Annotated in this window: 6 protein-coding genes; 3 read left to right on the forward strand and 3 right to left on the reverse strand. The window is 67.0% G+C overall.

Annotated elements, in window-relative coordinates; genetic code table 11:
• Positions 1 to 200: 200 nt before the first annotated feature.
• Positions 201 to 3242 carry an ATP-binding protein gene (locus MRS60_RS27705; RefSeq protein WP_243565978.1) on the reverse strand — a complete coding sequence of 1014 codons (3042 nt, stop codon included), beginning with the start codon at positions 3240 to 3242 and terminating at the stop codon, positions 201 to 203.
• 465 nt (positions 3243 to 3707) lie between these two features.
• Here MRS60_RS27705 and MRS60_RS27710 point away from each other — a divergent pair, with 465 nt between their 5' ends.
• From MRS60_RS27710 to MRS60_RS27720, 3 genes are all read left to right on the forward strand, one after another.
• On the forward strand, positions 3708 to 13229 hold the full coding sequence (locus tag MRS60_RS27710; RefSeq protein WP_243565979.1) for a YadA-like family protein: 9522 nt from the start codon (positions 3708 to 3710) through the stop codon (positions 13227 to 13229).
• 95 nt (positions 13230 to 13324) lie between these two features.
• Positions 13325 to 14047, forward strand: coding sequence for an OmpA family protein (locus tag MRS60_RS27715; protein WP_034181842.1), 723 nt, complete (start codon positions 13325 to 13327; stop codon positions 14045 to 14047).
• 316 nt (positions 14048 to 14363) lie between these two features.
• Positions 14364 to 15083 (forward strand): response regulator transcription factor, encoded by a 720-nt coding sequence (locus MRS60_RS27720; RefSeq protein ID WP_034181843.1) that lies wholly within the window; start codon positions 14364 to 14366, stop codon positions 15081 to 15083.
• A gap of 61 nt (positions 15084 to 15144) precedes the next feature.
• Here MRS60_RS27720 and MRS60_RS27725 read toward each other — a convergent pair whose 3' ends face one another.
• Together MRS60_RS27725 and MRS60_RS27730 are read right to left on the reverse strand one after the other, a co-directional pair.
• A complete protein-coding gene (locus MRS60_RS27725) occupies positions 15145 to 15831 on the reverse strand; it encodes a response regulator (RefSeq protein ID WP_131945814.1) in 687 nt (228 codons plus the stop codon).
• 238 nt (positions 15832 to 16069) lie between these two features.
• A complete protein-coding gene (locus tag MRS60_RS27730) occupies positions 16070 to 19657 on the reverse strand; it encodes a YadA family autotransporter adhesin (protein ID WP_347814846.1) in 3588 nt (1195 codons plus the stop codon).
• Positions 19658 to 19738 lie beyond the last annotated feature (81 nt).

Below are 19738 nucleotides of genomic sequence, written 5' to 3' on the forward strand. Positions count from 1 at the left end.
CATGCCTTCACATCATGAATCAGCGAGAAGGCCGCTTCGTCCACACGCGCAAACGTGCATCCACTGTAGCCGAATCGACGGGTGGAATGGGCATCGGTTAATTGCGTTCTGCCCACGTTAGCCATCAGGACAAGAAGGACAACGCGCGTGCGCTTGTGTTCGCCGCGTTTGCCGGACGTTGGTCACTTCGTCTCCAAATGTCAACGCGGCGAGATATCCACCATCGGCATCGAACCGATGCCGTGCGCCGTCGCCGTCGCCATGCGCCGTGCGAGCGCCGCCTCCGCGCCCGATCGGTACTGCTCGAACTCCCGCGCGAACGCGACTGCATCGCCCGCCAGCGCCAGCGCTTCCAGCGATGCGCAGATCATCGATACATCACGCTCGCCGATCATCGCGAACGCGCCGCGCATGCTGTGAATCTCCATCCGCGCTGCTTTCAGGTCGCCGTTCTCGAGCGCGCGCGCGATCGCCGCGTTCGCGCGGCGCATCGTTCCGACCAGCACCGCGTGCAGGTCGCTCGGCAGCGGCCCGTTCATCCGCGACGGCGCGAGCGCGGCCTGACGGTTCGGGCGTGCCGGGTTCGTATAGGTCGCGATCGCGCGTTCGAGCGACTTCAGCGACGTCGGCTTCGTGACGATGTCGTCGACGCCGGCTTCGCGCGCCAGGCGCAATTCATCGGGCTCCGCGTGCGCGGTCACCGCGAGAATGGCGTGCGCGCGGCCGCGTTCGCGCAGCATCCGCGCGAACGCGTACCCGTCGAGGCCCGGCATGTTCAGGTCGGTCATCACGAGCGCATAGTCGTGTTTCTCGACGAGTTCGAGCGCTTCGGACACGCTACCCGCGATGTCCGCACGGTAGCCGAGCACGTCGAGCTGGTCGTGCACGAGCATGCGGTTGACCGCGTTGTCGTCGACGAACAGGATGCGGGCGTTCGACGCGTCGCCGCCGGCGTGCGCGTGCGCGTGCGGCGTGCCGGGCTGCGAATCGAGCGCCAGCGGCAGCGTGACGACGAAGGTCGATCCGACGTTCGGCACGCTGTCGGCCGCGATGCCGCCACCCATCGATTCGGCCAGCTTGTGGCTGAGCGCGAGCCCGATGCCGGTGCCGCCGAAGCGGCGCGCGGTCGATGCGTCGGCCTGCGCGAACGGCTCGAACACGCGGGCGAGCTGCGCGGCCGTCATGCCTATCCCGGAATCGCTGACGCGGATCGTTACGGGCGTCGCGTCCGCGCCCGGCGCGGACACGGACAGCGCGATCGAGCCGCGCTCGGTGAACTTGATCGCGTTGCTGACCAGGTTGACGACGATCTGCCGCACCCGCAGCGGATCGCCGACATACGGGCGGGCGATGCGCGGATCGATTTCCGCGCACAGCGCGACGCCCTTCGCGGCGGCGACCGGCTCGAAGAGGTCGACGATATCGCGCACGAGCTCGTCGATGCGGAAACTCGCCGCTTCGAGCGTCATCCGGTTCGCCTCGATCTTCGTCATGTCGAGCACGTTGTTCAGCATGTCGAGCAGCATCCGCGCGGCCGACGTGACCGCGTGCAGCCGCGCTTTCTGGCGGCTCGGGTCGGGTGCCTTGTCGACCAGTTCGAGATTGCCGAGCATCGCGTTCAGCGGCGTGCGGATCTCGTGGCTGATCGTCGTGAGGAACGTCGATTTCGCGCGGTTCGCGCTGTCGAGCGCGCGCTCGGCGTCGGCGCGCGTCGTGATGTCGGAGAAGCTGCACAGCAGCGTGTCCTTGCCGCGGTAGCGGCCGCGCACGAAGTTGACGACCAGGTCGCGCGTGCGGCCGTCGGCGAGCGTGACGGGCAGCTCGACGTCGAGGATCGCCGGCGCGCCGTTCGCGCGCGCCCGGTAGCACGCGAGCAGGCGTTCGTGCAGCGGCGGCGCGCCCGCTTCGCGTTCGTACAGTTCCAGCATCCGGTTGCGCAGCAGCACGTCGTGCGTGTCGAGCGACACGAGCGCGATGCCGAACGGCGAGGTCGCGATGATCGCGCGGCTCATCTGCTCGCTGTCGAACACGCGGCGCGAGCGGCGGAACAGCGGCGCGAACACTTTCAGGTCGAACGCGACGACAAGCGTCCACAGCACCGCGAGGATCAGCGCGGCCACGCCGAACTCGCGCAGGATCGTCGGCCAGAGCCCGATCGCGATCGTGCGCCACGAATATGCATAGACGATCGCGAAGCCCGAATCGGAAATCCGGTCGCTGATCGTGAAGATGCCGTGCAGATAGCCTTCGTCGAACCGGTCCAGGCCGCGCCGCCAGCCGTTCTCGGCGAGCGCGTGGCGCATCAGCGCGCCGCCGTCGATCGACGCGCGCGTGCGGTCCGCGCTCAGCATCACGCGGCCGCCGTCGTCCACCAGCATCACGACGGCGTCCTCGGGTGCGTGCTTGAGGCGGTCGGCGATCACGCCGACATCGAGATCGCTGACGAACGTCATGAACTGCCGCTCGCCGTCAAACGCCGGTTCGACCAGGCGGAACACGGTCTTGCCCGTCAGCGGATCGGTCGCGGGCGCCTGCCATGCGATGCGGCGCGTCGCGCGCCAGTAGCGTGCGACGGCCGGATCCGACCAGTCGGCGACGTCGAACGCGAGGCGGTCGATCAGTGCGTGGGTGTCCCGCACGCCGATGCGGGCGAGCACGTCGCGATAGGGCGTCGACGGCGGCGGCGTGATCGCGATCACGTCGCGCTCGGGGCTGTACGCGTAGCCCGACATCGGCAGCCCGGATTGCCGCTCGGCGGCGGCCACCGACACGGTCAGGCGTTCCATCAGCTGCACGTACTCGTCGATCCTCGCGTTGGCTGCCGCGGCCGGCGTGGCCGCGACGAAGATTTCGCTCGTATTGGGCAGTGGCGCCAGCACGACGTGGCCGTCGCGCACGAGCGCCTCCACCGCGCTGCGCGAATGCCGCGGGTGACTGTTCCACAGCAGTTCCGCGTTGATCACCGCGCGCCGCATCGACGCCTGTTTCGCGTCGATTTCGAGCTGGACGAGCGCCTTGTGCGTCGCGAACAGTTCGCGGCGTTTCGAGATGTAGTCGCGCACCGATCCCGTGAGCAGGATGCTCGTCGCGAACAGGATCACGAGCGACAGCACCGCGGCCCCGCCGTACAGCGTGAAGCGCTGGTAGCGGTTCAGCAGGCTCAGGTCGCGCGCTTCGCCGTCGATCGACGCGAACGGCGCGCCGGCGTCCGTCGGGGACGAGAACAGTTTTCGGATGGGCATGGAACGAATACCGTGAAATCAATGCGCTAATCAGTGACGCGCGCGCTTCGGCCGGCGCTGGCCGGTATGTCGAAGCGGAACGCGTAGCGATATCCGTGAGCCGTGTGGGAGGGCAGGCGTTTGCGCTGCCGGCTCGGGGAACGAGCCAATTATCGGGATGGCAGGGCCGTCGGTATGTAGGGCAGTCCGAAGCAATCGGCGACGATCGCTAGGACCAGTCCTATTTTTGAAGGCGGCTGCGCGTTGCGTTTATACGGCCCGATAGATGCGTATGTCAAACGGAACGACGACGCTATTGTGCGGTTTCCTCGCAGAATTGTCAGGCATCGTCATATTCAGACCAGTCCTACCAAATTAGTTTGGGCTACTCCCGGTGTCTGATTACCGAAACCGCGCGCGAAAAATATATTGCCTCAGGTAACTAAAGGTATTTCGTCTCAAACTTTTTGCTTAGAGGCAATCGACATGAACAAGTCTTATCGGACCGTCTGGAATGCCACGACAGGTACGTGGGTGGCCGCCGAGGAAACGGCGCGCTCGAAATCGAAGGGATCGTCGCGGGTGGCGCGCAAGGCGTTTGTCGCGGTTACGTTGGGCGGCGTCGCGATCGGTGGCGCCGCGGCTGCGGATTTCGGCGATGCGCTGGAAAGCACGGATGGCACGGGCGATGAGGAGAGCGTGGTCCAGGTGCCGATCACGGGTACGAAGTCGCAGATGAATGCGAGGTCGATCGGCACCGATGCGATCGGGACGATGGCTGCGATTGACGATACGTACATCAAGATCCGGTCTGGTTTGTATGGACCGGCTCGGCCGGCGGTCGCGGCACCCGAGGGAGATGGCGCCATCGCAATCGGTGCTTCCGCCACTGCCACTGGTATATCTTCTCTCGCACTTGGCGGTGGCGCAATCGCGAATACGACGAATGCAATGGCCATCGGTACTATCGCGAGAGCGACGGGTACAGAGACGTTGGCGGCCGGCGTTGGTTCAGCAGCAACGGCAACGTATTCGTCTGCACTTGGACGTGGTGCGACGGCCACTGCCGAAGGCTCGACCGCCCTGGGTTCATTCGCCGTTGCCAATCGTGCCAATACCGTCTCGGTCGGCAATGCGACGACGCAACGTCAGATCACCAACCTCGCCGCCGGCACGCAGAATACGGACGCAGTGAACGTCCAACAGTTGAATGCCGCGATTGCTGCCGCGGATGATCCGTATGTGGCGTTCAGAACAGGCACGTATGCAGCCGCGAGGGCAGCGCAGGCGACCGGGGACAGTTCGACCGCCATCGGCCCCAATGCTAGAGCCACCGGATCATCGGCTGTCGCCCTCGGCGGCAATTCGACCGCCGGTTCCAACTCCGTGGCGCTCGGCACGATCTCGAACGCAGCCGCCGAGGCTACTGCGGTCGGTGTGAGTGCCAACGCACAGGCGAACAATTCGACCGCAGTGGGTCGTTTGGCAAGTGCCACGGCTACCGGCGCGGTTGCGCTGGGAAATGGCGCCGTTGCCGATCGTGCTAACACCGTTTCGGTCGGCAGCGCGGCGGGACGTCGAGCGATTGTCAACATGGCTGCCGGTACGCAAGCGACCGACGCTGTCAACGTGTCGCAGCTCACGCCGATCGTCACGGCCCTCGGCGGCGGTGCGACGATCAACGCGACGACGGGCGCGGTGACGGGCCCGACGTACAACCTCACGAACGGCGGCCGGCAGACGACGGTCGGTGGTGCACTGACGGCGCTCGACAACGCGCTGACGACGTCAAACAGGTTCGTCAAGGTCAATGGAGTCACCGATGCAACTGCGAACGGTGGCGGTTCCATCGCAATTGGCTCTGGCGCGACTACTACTCCGCTTATTGGCGGCTCTTCGACCGCTCAAACCGCAATCGGCAGTGAAGCGACTGCGAATGGATTGTCGTCGACGGCGCTTGGCTCGTCTGCGCACGCAAATGGTACCGGGGCAGTGGCTCTCGGTCGGCTTTCCGATGCAACGGGTAACAGCTCCACGGCATTGGGCAATCAGGCGTCGGCACAGGCGGCGGGTTCCACTGCATTGGGAAATGGCGCCAGTGTCGTGGCCGGGGCAACCAATTCGGTCGCGATCGGCGCCAACGCCAGTGTCGCCGAAAATGTGACGAACTCAATGGCACTGGGTACGAACGCAACCGCGACTCGCAACGATACGATTTCGGTCGGCTCGGCAACGCTGCAACGCCAGATCACCAACCTGGCTGCCGGCACGCAGGCAACCGATGCCGTGAACATCAGCCAACTGACGGGCGTGACGACCGCGCTCGGCGGCGGCGCGACCATCGGCGCGGATGGCAGCGTCACGCAGCCGACCTATTCGATCGGCGGTAACGACTACCACACCGTGAGCGACGCGCTCGACGCGCTCGCGCAGACTAGCGGCGCGGATGCGGTGAATTACGACGACGCGTCGAGGGGCACGGTTACGCTGGCCGGTGCGAATGGCACGACTATCACGAACGTGAAGGCAGGCGACCTGTCGGCGGCGAGCACGGACGCGGTGAATGGTTCGCAGCTGTTCGCGACGAACACGCGCGTCGGCTCGCTGGAAGACTCGCTGAAGGGCGGTGGCGTGATCGACCCGGACACGGGCGAATCGCTGGCAGTGGTGTACGACGGCACGGCGAAGGACAAGGTCACGCTGGGCGGTGGTGCGAACGGCACGACGATCGCGAACGTGAAGGCCGGCGTGGCCGATATGGATGCAGTGAACGTGAGCCAGCTGAAGGGCGCGGGTCTGATCGATCCGGTGACGGGTCAACCGATCGCCGCGGTGACGTACGACCGTAACGCGGACGGTACGGCGAACTACGGTTCGGTGACACTGGGTAATGGCAATGGTCCGGTGAAGGTGTCGAACGTGGCAGACGCGACGGACGACGGCGACGCGCTGAACCTCGGCCAGCTGAAGCAAGCCGGTCTGGTGGGCGAAGACGGTCAGGGCAACCTGACGTCGCTGGCGGTGGCGTATGACGATGCGTCGAAGGGCACGGTCACGCTGGGCGGCGGTGCTGCCGGCACGACGGTCACCAACGTGAAGGCGGGCGAACTGTCGGCAACGAGCACGGACGCGGTGAATGGTTCGCAGCTGTTCGCGACGAACCAGGACCTTGGCGACCTGCGCGAGTCGCTGAAGGGCGGCGGCGTGATCGACCCGGACACGGGTGAATCGCTGGCAGTGGTGTACGACAACGCGGCAAAGAACCACGTGACGCTGGGCGGCGCAGGCGCGTCGGGTCCGGTGACGCTGTCGAACGTCGCGGCGGGTGTCGCGGCAACCGACGCGGTCAACGTGCAGCAGATGCAGCAGGCCGTGGCGACGGGCAACCCGTATATCGGCGGCCGTGGTACAGGCGTCGCCGCACAGGCGACCGGCATCAACGCGGTGGCGCTGGGCCTCGGCTCGCTCGCGAACGAGATCAACACGATTTCCGTCGGTAACAGCACGACCGGCCTGCAACGTCGGATCACGAACGTGCAGAACGGTGAGGCCGACAGTGATGCGGCTACCGTCGGCCAGGTGAACGAGCTGATGGGCGTCGCGTCCACGAGCACGCAGGCGGCGCTCGACAACATCGACACGAAGACGACGTCCGCTATCCAGGACGTGAACAGCCGACTCGACGCGATCAACACGGTTGCGGGTACGGATCCGTACGTCCAGGTCGACGGCGCAGGCGACGGCAGCGACAACGCATCCGTTCGCCCGGGCACGTATGGCGTGGCGATCGGCGCGGAAGCCAACGCAACCGGCAATACGGCGATCGCGATCGGCGCACAGTCGGTATCGTCGGGCAATAGCTCGGTCGCGCTCGGCGCGGGTGCGTCGGCGACGGCCACGGGCGCCGTTGCGTTCGGCAGCGGCCGGGCGACCGGCACCAGCGCGCTCGCGCTGGGTAACGGCACGAACGCATCGGGCAACAACGCAGTGGCCGCTGGTTTCAACGCGGGCGCTTCGGGCCTGAACGCGCTGGCGTTCGGCAATACGGCGCGCGCCAACGCAACGGATTCGATGGCATTCGGCACGACCGCACAGGTCGATCCGCTCGCGACGAACGGTATCGCGATCGGCCGCGCGGCCAACGTGACGAGCGCGGCGCAGAACTCGGTCGCGCTGGGCTCGAATTCGGTCGCGGATCGCTTGAACTCGATCTCGGTCGGTTCGACGAGCCAGCAGCGCCAGATCATCTATGTGTCGAAGGGTACGGCCGACACGGACGCGGTGAACGTGAGCCAGCTCAAGGACGCGGTAAGTGCGTTCGGTGGCAATGCGTCGGTCGGCGCGGACGGTTCCATCGTGAACCCGACGTATACCTTTGACGGTGCGACCTATCACAACGTTGGCGATGCGCTCAACGCGCTGGCTCAGCGGGGCGGCGGCTCTGATCCGCTTGCAGTGACCTACGCCAAGAACCCGGACGGCTCGGCGAACTTCGACCTCGTCTCGCTGGCCGGCGTGGATGGCACGACGCTCACGAACCTGAAGGCGGGTGCGCTGTCGGCGACGAGCACGGACGCGGTGAACGGTTCGCAGCTGTTTGCAACGAACGAGCGTGTCGGTTCGCTGGAAGACTCGCTGCAGAACGGCGGCGTGATCGACCCGACGACGGGCGAATCGCTGGCAGTGGTGTACGACGGCACGGCGAAGGACAAGGTCACGCTGGCTGGCGGTGCGACTGGCACGACGATCGCGAACGTGAAGGCCGGTGTGGCCGACATGGATGCAGTGAACGTGAGCCAGCTGAAGGACTCGGGCCTGATCGGCAACGATGGCAAGGCAATTGCCGCGGTGACGTACGACCGTAACCCGGACGGCACGCCGAACTACGGTTCGGTGACGCTGGGCGACGGCAATGGTCCGGTGAAGGTGACGAACGTGGCCGACGCAACGGGCGACAGCGACGCGCTGAACCTTGGCCAGCTGAAGCAAGCGGGTCTGGTGGGCGAAGACGGTCAGGGCAACCTGACGTCGCTGGCGGTGGCCTACGACGATGCGTCGAAGGGCACGGTCACGCTGGGCGGCGGTGCTGCGGGCACGACGATCACGAATGTGAAGGCAGGCGAGCTGTCGGCGACGAGCACGGACGCAGTGAATGGTTCGCAGCTGTTCGCGACGAACCAGGACATCGGCGACCTGCGCGACTCGCTGCAAAGCGGCGGCGTGATCGACCCGACGACGGGCGAATCGCTGGCAGTGGTGTACGACGGCACGGCGAAGGACAAGGTCACGCTGGCTGGCGGTGCGACTGGCACGACGATCGCGAACGTGAAGGCCGGTGTGGCCGACCTGGATGCGGTGAACGTGAGCCAGTTGAAGGACTCGGGCCTGATCGGCAACGACGGCAAGGCAATCGCCGCGGTGACGTACGACCGCAACACGGACGGCACGCCGAACTACGGTTCGGTGACGCTGGGCGACGGCAATGGTCCGGTGAAGGTGACGAACGTGGCCGACGCAACGGGCGACAGCGACGCGCTGAACCTTGGCCAGCTGAAGCAAGCCGGTCTGGTGGGCGAAGACGGCCAGGGCAACCTGACGTCGCTGGCGGTGGCGTACGACGACGCGTCGAAGGACAAGGTGACGCTGGCTGGCGGCGCAACCGGCACGACGATCACGAACGTGAAGGCGGGCGAGCTGTCGGCGACGAGCACGGACGCAGTCAACGGTTCGCAGCTGTTCGCGACGAACCAGGACCTTGGCGACCTGCGCGACTCGCTGCAAAGCGGCGGCGTGATCGACCCGACGACGGGCGAATCGCTGGCGGTCGTGTACGACAGCACGGCGAAGGACAAGGTCACGCTGGCTGGCGGTGCAACCGGCACGACGATCTCGAACGTGAAGGCCGGCGTGGCCGACCTGGACGCAGTGAACGTGAGCCAGCTGAAGGGCTCGGGCCTGATCGATCCGGTAACGGGGCAATCGATCGCTGCGGTGACGTACGACCGCAACCCGGACGGCACGGCGAACTACGGTTCGGTGACGCTGGGTAACGGCAATGGCCCGGTGAAGGTGTCGAACGTGGCAGACGCAACGGGCGACAGCGACGCGCTGAACCTTGGCCAGCTGAAGCAGGCCGGTCTGGTGGGCGAAGACGGCCAGGGCAACCTGACGTCGCTGGCGGTGGCGTACGACGACGCGTCGAAGGGCACGGTCACGCTGGGCGGCGGCGCTGCCGGCACGACGATCACCAACGTGAAAGCGGGCGAACTGTCGGCGACGAGCACGGACGCGGTGAATGGCGCGCAACTGTTCGCGACGAACACGCGCGTCGGTTCGCTGGAAGACTCGCTGCAAAGCGGCGGCGTGATCGACCCGACGACGGGCGAATCGCTGGCGGTCGTGTACGACAGCACGGCGAAGGACAAGGTCACGCTGGCTGGCGGTGCAACCGGCACGACGATCTCGAACGTGAAGGCCGGCGTGGCCGACCTGGACGCAGTGAACGTGAGCCAGCTGAAGGGCTCGGGCCTGATCGATCCGGTAACGGGTCAGTCGATCGCCGCGGTGACGTACGACCGTCTCGCGGACGGCACGGCGAACTACGGTTCGGTGACGCTGGGTAACGGCAATGGCCCGGTGAAGGTGTCGAACGTGGCGGCTGCCACGGCGGACACGGATGCGGTCAACTACGGCCAGATGAAGGACTATGTCGACGGCAGCATCGGCGTTCCGGGCAACCCGCTCGCCGTTGCCTATGACGACACGTCGAAGGGCTCGATCACGCTGGGTGGCGCGAACGGCACGACGATCACGAACGTGGCGGCGGGTGAAGTGAGCGCGACGAGCACGGATGCGATCAACGGTTCGCAGCTGCACGGCGTGTCGCAAAGCGTGGCCGATTCGCTGGGCGGCGGTTCGACCGTCGGCGCGGACGGCACCGTGACGAACCCGACGTACTCGCTGGCCGATCCGGCGGACGCTTCGCAGAAGCACGACTACCACAACGTGGGCGACGCGCTGGCGAACCTCGACGGCCGTGTCGTGGACAACACGACCAACATCACGGTCATCAAGAACCAGCTCTCGGACTCGGGTCTGGTCGATCCGGTGACGGGCCAGTCGATCGCGGCGGTGACGTATGACCGCAACGCGGACGGCACGCCGAACTACAACTCGGCGACGCTGCGCGGCACCGACGGCACGACGCTGTCGAACGTGAAGGCCGGTGTGGCCGACCTGGACGCAGTGAACGTGAGCCAGCTGAAGGGCTCGGGCCTGATCGATCCGGTAACGGGTCAATCGATCGCCGCGGTGACGTACGACCGCAACCCGGACGGCACGGCGAACTACGGTTCGGTGACGCTGGGTAACGGCAACGGTCCGGTGAAGGTGACGAACGTCGCCGACGCAACGGGCGACAGCGACGCGCTGAACCTCGGCCAGCTGAAGCAAGCCGGTCTGGTGGGCGAAGACGGCCAGGGCAACCTGACGTCGCTGGCGGTGGCGTACGACGACGCGTCGAAGGGCACGGTCACGCTGGGCGGCGGCGCTGCGGGCACGACGATCACGAACGTGAAGGCGGGCGAGCTGTCGGCAACGAGCACGGACGCGGTGAACGGTTCGCAGCTGTTCGCGACGAACCAGGACATCGGTGATTTGCGCGACTCGCTGAAGGGTGGCGGCGTGATCGACCCGGTCACGGGTGAATCGCTGGCAGTGGTATACGACAGCGCGGCGAAGAACCAGGTGACGCTGGGCGGTGCGAATGCAACGACACCGGTTCAACTGAAGAACGTCGCAGCTGGTACGGACGGTACCGATGCAGTCAACGTGGCGCAGCTGAAGGAAGCGGGCCTGGTTGCGCCGGTCGATCCGACGAATCCGGGCGCGGGCCTGACCTCACTCGCGGTGACCTACGGTGACGCGTCGAAGAGCACGGTGGCGCTCGGCGGCGCCAACGGCACGACGCTGTCGAACGTGGCGGCCGGTGCTGTGAGCGCCACGAGCACGGACGCGATCAACGGTTCGCAGTTGCACGGCGTGTCGCAGAGCGTGGCCGATTCGCTGGGCGGCGGCTCGACCGTCGGCGCGGACGGCACCGTGACGAACCCGACGTACTCGCTGGCCGATCCGGCGGATGCCTCGCAGAAGCAGGACTACCACAACGTCGGCGATGCGCTGGCGAACCTCGACGGCCGTGTCGTGGACAACACGACCAACATCACGGTGATCAAGAACCAGCTGGCCGATTCGGGCCTGGTGGATCCGGTGACGGGCCAGTCGATTGCGGCGGTGACGTATGACCGCAACACGGACGGCACGCCGAACTACGGTTCGGTGACGCTGGGTAACGGCAACGATCCGGTGAAGGTGTCGAACGTCGCGGACGGCGTGGATCGTCACGATGCGGTGAACCTCGGCCAGCTGCAGGATGCGGGTCTGGTCGCACCGGTCGATCCGACCAACCCGGGCACGATGACGTCGCTCGCCGTGACGTACGGCAAGAACACGGACGGCACCGCGAACTTCGACCAGGTCGTGCTGGCCGGCAAGGGCGGCACGACGATCTCGAACGTGAAGGCGGGCGCGGTGACGGCCACGAGCACGGACGCGATCAACGGCGCGCAGTTGCACGGCGTGTCGCAGAGCGTCGCCGATTCGCTGGGCGGTGGTTCGACGGTCGATGCGGACGGCAAGGTGACGAGCCCGACGTACGTGGTCAACAACCAGACGTTCAACAACGTCGGCGATGCGATCACGAACATCTCGAACAGCCTGGTGGATGGCTCGATCGGCCTCGTCCAGCAGGATGCGACGACGCGCGACATCACGGTCGCGAAGGACACGGACGGCACGGTCGTGGACTTCACGGGCACCGCGGGCGACCGCGTGCTGACCGGCGTGGCCGCGGGTGCGGTGAACGCGACGAGCAACGACGCGATCAACGGGTCGCAGCTGCACGGCACGGCGCAGAGCGTCGCGGACGTGATCGGCGGCGGCACGACGGTCGATGCGGACGGCAAGCTCGCGGACACGGCGATCGACGTGAACGGGCAGAAGTACTCGACCGTCGCGGAGGCAGTCCAGGCCGCGGCCGCGTACGGCGCGACCGATTCGCTGGCAGTGCGTTACGACCTGAACGGCGACGGCACGCCGAACTTCGGCTCGGTGACGCTCGGCGGCTCGGGCGCGGCACCGGTTCAGTTGAAGAACGTCGCGGATGGCGTGAACAAGTACGACGCCGTCAACTTCGGGCAGCTGTCCGAACTGAACGACAAGATCGACGACATGGACGGTCGCGTCGGCGCGCTCGAGCAGAATCCGGGCAACGGCGGCGGTACGGGCGACAGCCCGTACTTCTCCGGCACGGACGTCACGCCGGGCTCGTCGACGGCGGCCAATGCCGGCACCGGCACGGGCAACACGGCGGCAGGCTCGGGTGCGAGCGTCGGCGGCGGCGCGAACAACGCGACCGTCATCGGTTCGAACGCCAGCGCCACGAAGGACAACGGCGCGGCGATCGGCTCGGGTGCGAAGAGCACCGGCGAAGGCGCAACCGCGATCGGCAGCAACGCGAGCGCGTCGGGCAGCCAGTCGGTGGCGATCGGCTCGGGCTCGGTGGCGAACGAAGCCAACACGGTCTCGTTCGGCAACGGCACCGACGACGGCAACCGCCGGATCGTCAACATCGCGGACGGTATCAACGCGACCGACGGTGCGACGAAGGGCCAGCTCGACCGTGCGGTCGGCGGCCTGCAAGGCCAGATCAACGACGTGTCGAAGAACGCGTACTCGGGTATCGCCGCAGCCACCGCGCTGACGATGATTCCGGGCGTCGATCCGGGCAAGACGCTGTCGTTCGGCGTCGGCGGCGCGACCTACAAGGGCTATCAGGCCGTGGCGTTCGGCGGCGAAGCCCGTATCACGCAGAACCTGAAGATGAAGGCCGGCGTGGGTCTGTCGAGCGGCGGCAACACCGTCGGCGTGGGTGCGTCGTACCAGTGGTAACGCGCAGGGCGGGGCGTGAGCCCCGCCCGCCCGACGTGTTCCCCGTCCATTCAACCTTTTTCATTACGAGCGTCCGCCCGCGGGCGGACGCCATCATGACCATGAAATCATTGTTCTTGCGCGCCGCGTCGATCGGCGCGATCGCGATGGCGCTCGGCGCCTGCACGACCCAGTCGGGATTGACCTATGACATCCGCGCAGTTTCCGTGCCGGGCAAGCCCGACCGCGTGTTCCGCGTAAGCTGCGACGGGCTGCTCGGCAGCGCCAATTCGTGCGCGCGCGCCGCCGAGGAGTTCTGTCAGGGCCAGGGCTTCACGCCGCTCGAGATGATCGATCGCGTGTACAGCCGCGCGCCGATGAAGGATCCGCGCGAAATCACGTTCATGTGCGGCAAGCCGCAGCCGGTCGTGCAGCCGGCGCCGCAACCGCAGGCACAGCCGCAACCCGCACCGCAGCCGGCGCCGGTTCCGCAGCGCCAGGTGCTGCTGCAGGGCGACGCGAACTTCGCGACCGACAGCGCGGCGCTGACGCCGCAGGCGCGCCGTGATCTCGACCGTTTCATCGAGATCAATCGCGGCGTGACGTTCTCCCGCGTCGCGATCACCGGTTTCACCGATTCGACGGGCGGCGCGGCGCATAACCGCTCGCTGTCGGAAGCGCGTGCGCGCACGGTCGTGAACTACCTGCGCTCGAACGGGTTGCAGGCGCGCTCGTTCGTGGCCGAAGGCCTCGGCGCGGCGGACCCGGTCGCGTCGAACGCGACGCAAGAGGGCCGCGCGCAGAACCGTCGCGTCGAGATCCGCCTCGACACGCAATGAAGCATTGCGAGGCGCCGGCATGCCGGCGTTCCCCGTGCCTGCGTCGGTCATGAGCTGACGCACGGACGGCGCGCGACCGACCGTCGCGCACCGGCATCCTCGGCAGGCTTCAGGCCGCCGGCTCCAGAAGAGCCGGCGGCCTGTTTCTTTTGGGGCGTACCGAGGCCGGCTGCCGGCAGCGCCCGATCCGTGGATGACACCCCGGTTTCATGCGAAGATAGCGCCCAATTACGATCCAGCGCGGCGCGATCGCGCCGTCGCCAGCAACCGGGCGGCCAGTCGGCCGCCTGCGACAGCGGTGGACACCCGGGCGACTATGGGAACCTATCAAATACGCGTGGTATTGGCCGACGACCATCCGGCGTTGCTTGTCGGCGTCCAGCACGGCCTGTCGTCGGTGCCGACGATCCAGCTGGCGGGCACGGCCGGCAATTCGGACGAACTGGTCGCGCTGCTCGACGCCGGCTCGTGCGACGTCGTCGTATCCGACTACGCGATGCCCGGCAGCGCCCACGGCGACGGCATCGCACTGTTCTCCTACCTGCAGCGCCGCTATCCGGCCGTCAAGCTCGTCGTGCTGACCATGCTCGACAACGCGGCCGTGGTCGGCGCGCTGATGCGCATCGGCATCGCGTGCATCGTCAGCAAATCCGACACGACCGATCACCTGATTCCCGCGATCCATGCGGCGGCGACGGGCGGCTCCTATTATTCGCCATCGGTCGAGACGGTCGTGCGAACGCTGGGGACGCATTCGAGCGCGCGGTTCGCCGACCAGGCGCCGGCGCTGAGCAGCCGCGAGATCGAGGTCGTGCGGATGTACGCGTCGGGCATGACCGTGAACGAGATCGCCGAACAGTTGAGCCGCAGCAAGAAGACCATCAGCACGCAGAAGGCGCGCGCGATGCAGAAGCTCGGCATCGACAAGGACATCGATCTGCTGCGTTACGCGATCGAGCACGGCATCGTGGCCGCGTCGGGCAGCGAAGGGAAGGGCGGGGAAGAAGCAGGCGGGAATCGGGGCGACGGCGCGTGAGTGGCGCCGCCATTGGCGCACGGCCGGCCGGGCAAGCCGGCGGCCGCGGCTTGCGATGTCTTCACGGCATCGTGTCGGGCGGCAGCACCGCGCTGCCCGGGTCGGCCACCAGCCCGCACGCGATCGCGTAGCGAACCACGTCGACGTCGCGCTCGAGGCCGAGCTTCTGCATGGCCGAGCTTTTCTGCGTACTGATGGTCTTCTTGCTGCGGTTCAGCTTGTCCGCGATCTCGTTGACCGACAACCCCGACGCGAACAGGCGTACCACTTCGGCTTCGCGCACCGACAGCGTCGGCGTCTTGTTCGCCGTGGCGCCGACCTGGCGCAGCGCGCGATCCATCGAAGGCGACAGATAGCGGCCATTCGTATAGGCCGCGTGGATCGCCATCGTCAGATGGTTGGTCATGTCCGACTTGCTGACGAGGCAATGGATGCCGAGATCGATCAGCGCGCGCAGCGCGACCGCGTTCTCCAGCATCGTCATCACGACGATCTTCAGGTTCGGGTGGCGCTTCAGGACCGCGCTGAACAGCGTGATGCCGTCGCCGTAATCGGTGCCGGGCATTGCATAGTCGGACACCAGCACGTCGCACGGATGGGCGGCGAGCGCCTCCATCAGCGCCGTCGAATCGTGCGCGGTCGTGACGACCGCCACGGTGTTCGACGCCGACAGTTCGTACTGCGCGCCGACGACGACCGCCGGATGGTCGTCGGCGATGATGACGCGGATGGGGAAGCTTTTCATGATGTTGGTCTCGGTTATGTCGCGCCTCACGATGCGCGGCGCGTGTTTTCATTCCGGATGGTTTGCGGGGTGAGAAACGGCGCGAATGCGCGGCCGGGCCGGCCTTGCGGCCCCGACTGTGCATTCGCCCGACGACCGATGGCGGCTCACGGGGAACCGCCATCGGTGGTCGGGCGAACCAGCGGGGGAATCGCTTCCCCCGCTTTCGCTGCGAGGCTCCGCGTATAGCGGAGCCCGTCGGTCAGAACTCGTAGCCGACTTGCGCACGCACACCTGCATCGCCCGTCGACGTGACGGACAGCGCGCCGTTCATCAGCCACTTGCCGTCGCGCGTCCGGTAGGTCGCACCGGCCGCCACTGCCGAGCCGCTCTTGTAGTTCGCGGCACCGACGGCCACCACCGTCTTGCCCGGCTGCGACGGCGTCAGGTTCGGCATCGCCATCGCCGCCGCCACACCGGCGTACGCGTTCTTCGCGACGTCGTTGATCATGCGGTTGGTTTCACCGAAACGCTGATCCACCGACTCCATTGCGCGGTCGAGCTGGCCCTTCGTCGCCGCGTCCGACGCGTTCACGCCGTCGGCGATATTGACGATCCGGCGGTTGCCTTCCTCGGTGCCGTTGCCGAACGAAACGGTGTTCGCTTCGTCGGCAATCGAGCCCGCGCCGATCGCGACCGAGCCGCTGCCGCTCGCGCTCGAACCCTGGCCGATCGCCGTGCTGTTCTCGCCCGATGCTGCCGAGCCCTGGCCGATGGCCGTGCCGTTGTCGCCCGATGCTGCCGAGCCTTGGCCGATCGCCGTGCCGTTGTCGCCGGTCGCGGCCGAGCCTTGACCAAAAGCCGAGCCGTTGTCGCCCGATGCAACCGCGCCCTGGCCGACTGCCGTGCTGTTCTCGCCCGACGCATCCGCGCCGTCGCCGACCACCAGCGAGCCGTCGCCGCCCGTGCCCGTGCCGGGGCCCATGCCGCCGCCCGAGCCGCCGCCGCTACCCGTTTCGAGTTCGCCGACGCGATCCGTCAGGTCGTTCATCTGGCCGCTGAGCTGACCGAACTGCTGCGCGAACTGCTGCTGCATGTCGTACAGCTGGCTGCCGTTCACCGCGTCCATGCTGTTCGCCGCGATCAGGCCGGGCGCGACGTTGTGCAGTGCCGTGCCGCCCACGCCACCGAAGGTGACGCTGCCGAGCGTGATGTCGTCGTAGGTGACGGCCGCGATTTCCTTGCCCGTGTAGTCGATCAGGCCGGTTGCCTTGAGCTGCGCGATCGTCACCGCATCGTCGTCATTCACGCCGTTGCCGACGCCGCTCAGCGTGCGCGCACCGTTGGTGCCGGCGAAGTTCACCGTCGAGCCGCCCGTGGCCGCGCCGACCGTGATCGCACCCGTCGCTTGATCCTGCCGGACGAGACCGATCTCGCCCGCTGCGAGCTGGTTGTTGATGTTCGTGATCGCGCCTTCATTGTTCGTGACGCGGCTGTCGAGGTTCGTCACGGCGCCTTCGACGCTGTGGACCGTGGTCGTGCTGCCGTTGCCGTCGCCGACGGTGAAGCTCGGGGCCGTGATCTTGCCGTCCGCATCCACGGTCGAGTTGCCGCCGATCGCCGCCGCGACGCTTTCGGACACGCTGTGCAACTGCGAGCCGTTGACGGCTTCGGTGCTCGTTGCCGACACTTCGCCCGCTGCGACGCCGGCCAGCTTGCGGTCACCGGCCGTGCCCGCGAAGTTCACGACATCGCCGTCAGTGTCCTTCGCGACCGTGATGTCGCGTGTTACGCCATCCTGCTGGACGAGGCCGACCGTGCCGCTGCCGATCTGATCCGCGAGGTTCGCAATATCGCCTTCGTTGGTCGTCACGCGGCCATCGAGGTTCGCCACGGCCTCGCCGACGCTGTGAGCGGTGGTCGTGCTGCCGTTGCCATCGCCGAGCGTGAAGCTCGGGGCCGTGATCTTGCCGTCCGCATCCACGGTCGAGTTGCCGCCGATCGCCGAAGCGACGCTTTCGGACACGCCGTGCAGCTGCGAACCGTTGACGGCTTCGTTGCTCGTTGCCGACACTTCGCCCGCCGCCACGCCGGCCAGCTTGCGGTCGCCCGCGGTGCCCGCGAAGTTCACCGCTGCGCCATCGGTGGCCGCGCCGACCGTGATGTCCGCGCCCGCGCCGGCTTGCTGCACGATGCCGATCGTGCCGCTCGACAGGTCGCCGAGCTGGTTGTTGATGTTGGTGATGTCGGTCGTGTTCTTCGCGATGTCGCCCTTCGCGGTCGTCAGCTCGCCGTCGAGCGCGCCGAGCGCGCCGCCGACGGTCGTCTGCGTGCCGCCGTTCGTGAGGACGTACGTCGGGCCGGTCACGGCGCCCGTCGTCGGGTCGATCGCCGCGCCGCCGCCGAGGGCATCCACGACCGGCGTGAGCTGCGACACGTTCACGGCGTCGGTTGCCTGCGTGCCGGCGGCCATGTTGGTGATCTGGCGTTGCATCGTCGCGTTGCCGACCGATACGCTGTTGTTGCGATCGGCGCGCGAGCTGACGCCGAGCGCAACCGACTCCGATCCCGTCGCAATTGCCCCCTCGCCGATTGCCGACGAGTGAAAGCCGGTGGCGGACGCATACGCGCCGATTGCGCTGGCGGCACCGCCCGTGGCCGTCGAGCCAAAGCCGATCGCGGCGCTGTTCTGGCCGCTTGCGATGGTGTTGTTACCGACGACCGTGGCGGCTATGCCGGTGCCTTGCGCATTCGCGCCGACGACGACCGCGCTGCCGCCAGCTTGCGCGGGGGCGGCGCCCGACGCCGTATCGATTTTGACGTACGTGTCGTCGAGTTTGGGCGCAAGCGCGGCGTTCATCTGGCCGAGGTTCACGGCGTCGGTCGCCTGCGTACCGGCGGCCATGTTGATAATCCTTCGCTGGCCTCCTGCGGCGGTGGTACCGACTGAAACGACGTTCGCAGCATTCGCCACCGAGTTACGGCCGAGCGCCACACTGTTGGTACCCAAGTTCGTTACCGACGCGCCATAGCCAACGGCCGTTCCGTTATCCGCCAGCGTCGATGACATGCTGCCGACGGCGAGAACCTGAGAACCGGTCGCGCTGGCATTAGCACCCAGCGCGGTTGCACCGGCGCCATTGGCATTCGATGCCGTACCGAAGGCCGCTGCGGTGGCCTGCCCTGCGACGGAGTCCGCCGAAGCGTTGGTGCCGACGGCTACCGAACTATGAGCCGCGTTGGCGGTCTGGCCGATTGCAATGCCGCCGCCGGTAGCCCCGTTCGAGCCGCTCGCAGTTGCGTTTGCTCCGCCGCCAATTGCAATGGAACCGGTGTTGGTGGCCGTCGCGGCAGTGCCTGCGTTTCCAGCATTGACCTTGATGAGGGCATCGTCGAGTACGGCGTTCGTGCCGATCGAGCGTGTGCTCATCATGCCCGTCGCGCTCGCAGGCGTGCAGGCGCCGGTGACATCGAGCGAGCCCGTGCGGCCATCTTCCGTGGTACATGCGTCGGCAGCGAATACGCTGCCCATCGATGCACCACCCAGCGCAAGTGCGACCACCGCCTGACGCGCCACGCGCGCCGAGCCCTTCGAATGCGATTTCGCCGTTTCGGCGACAGCCGTCCAGGTACCCGTCGCGGCGTTCCAGATATTGCGATACGTCTTGTTCATTTCCCTACTCCTTTCAGTATGTTGGGCTACTGAAAGAATGGTAAGGATCGGCCTCGTCCGAATCTGTCGTCCGGGGCTGAATCGTCGCGCCGTTTGCGTGGGGCCAGTCCTACACGCTGGCGCGCTTGTCGCGGCGTGCGGTGGGGTGAACCCGACAGGGCGGGATGACGAGCGCATCGGCAACCGGATCGAGCCGGCGCGTGCAGGCGTTGCAACGCAGCGCAAAAGGGGACGGGGGAGCGAAGGTCGAACGGCACG

Source organism: Burkholderia pyrrocinia, assembly GCF_022809715.1.
In the GTDB taxonomy this organism is placed as follows: Bacteria; Pseudomonadota; Gammaproteobacteria; order Burkholderiales; family Burkholderiaceae; genus Burkholderia; species Burkholderia pyrrocinia_C.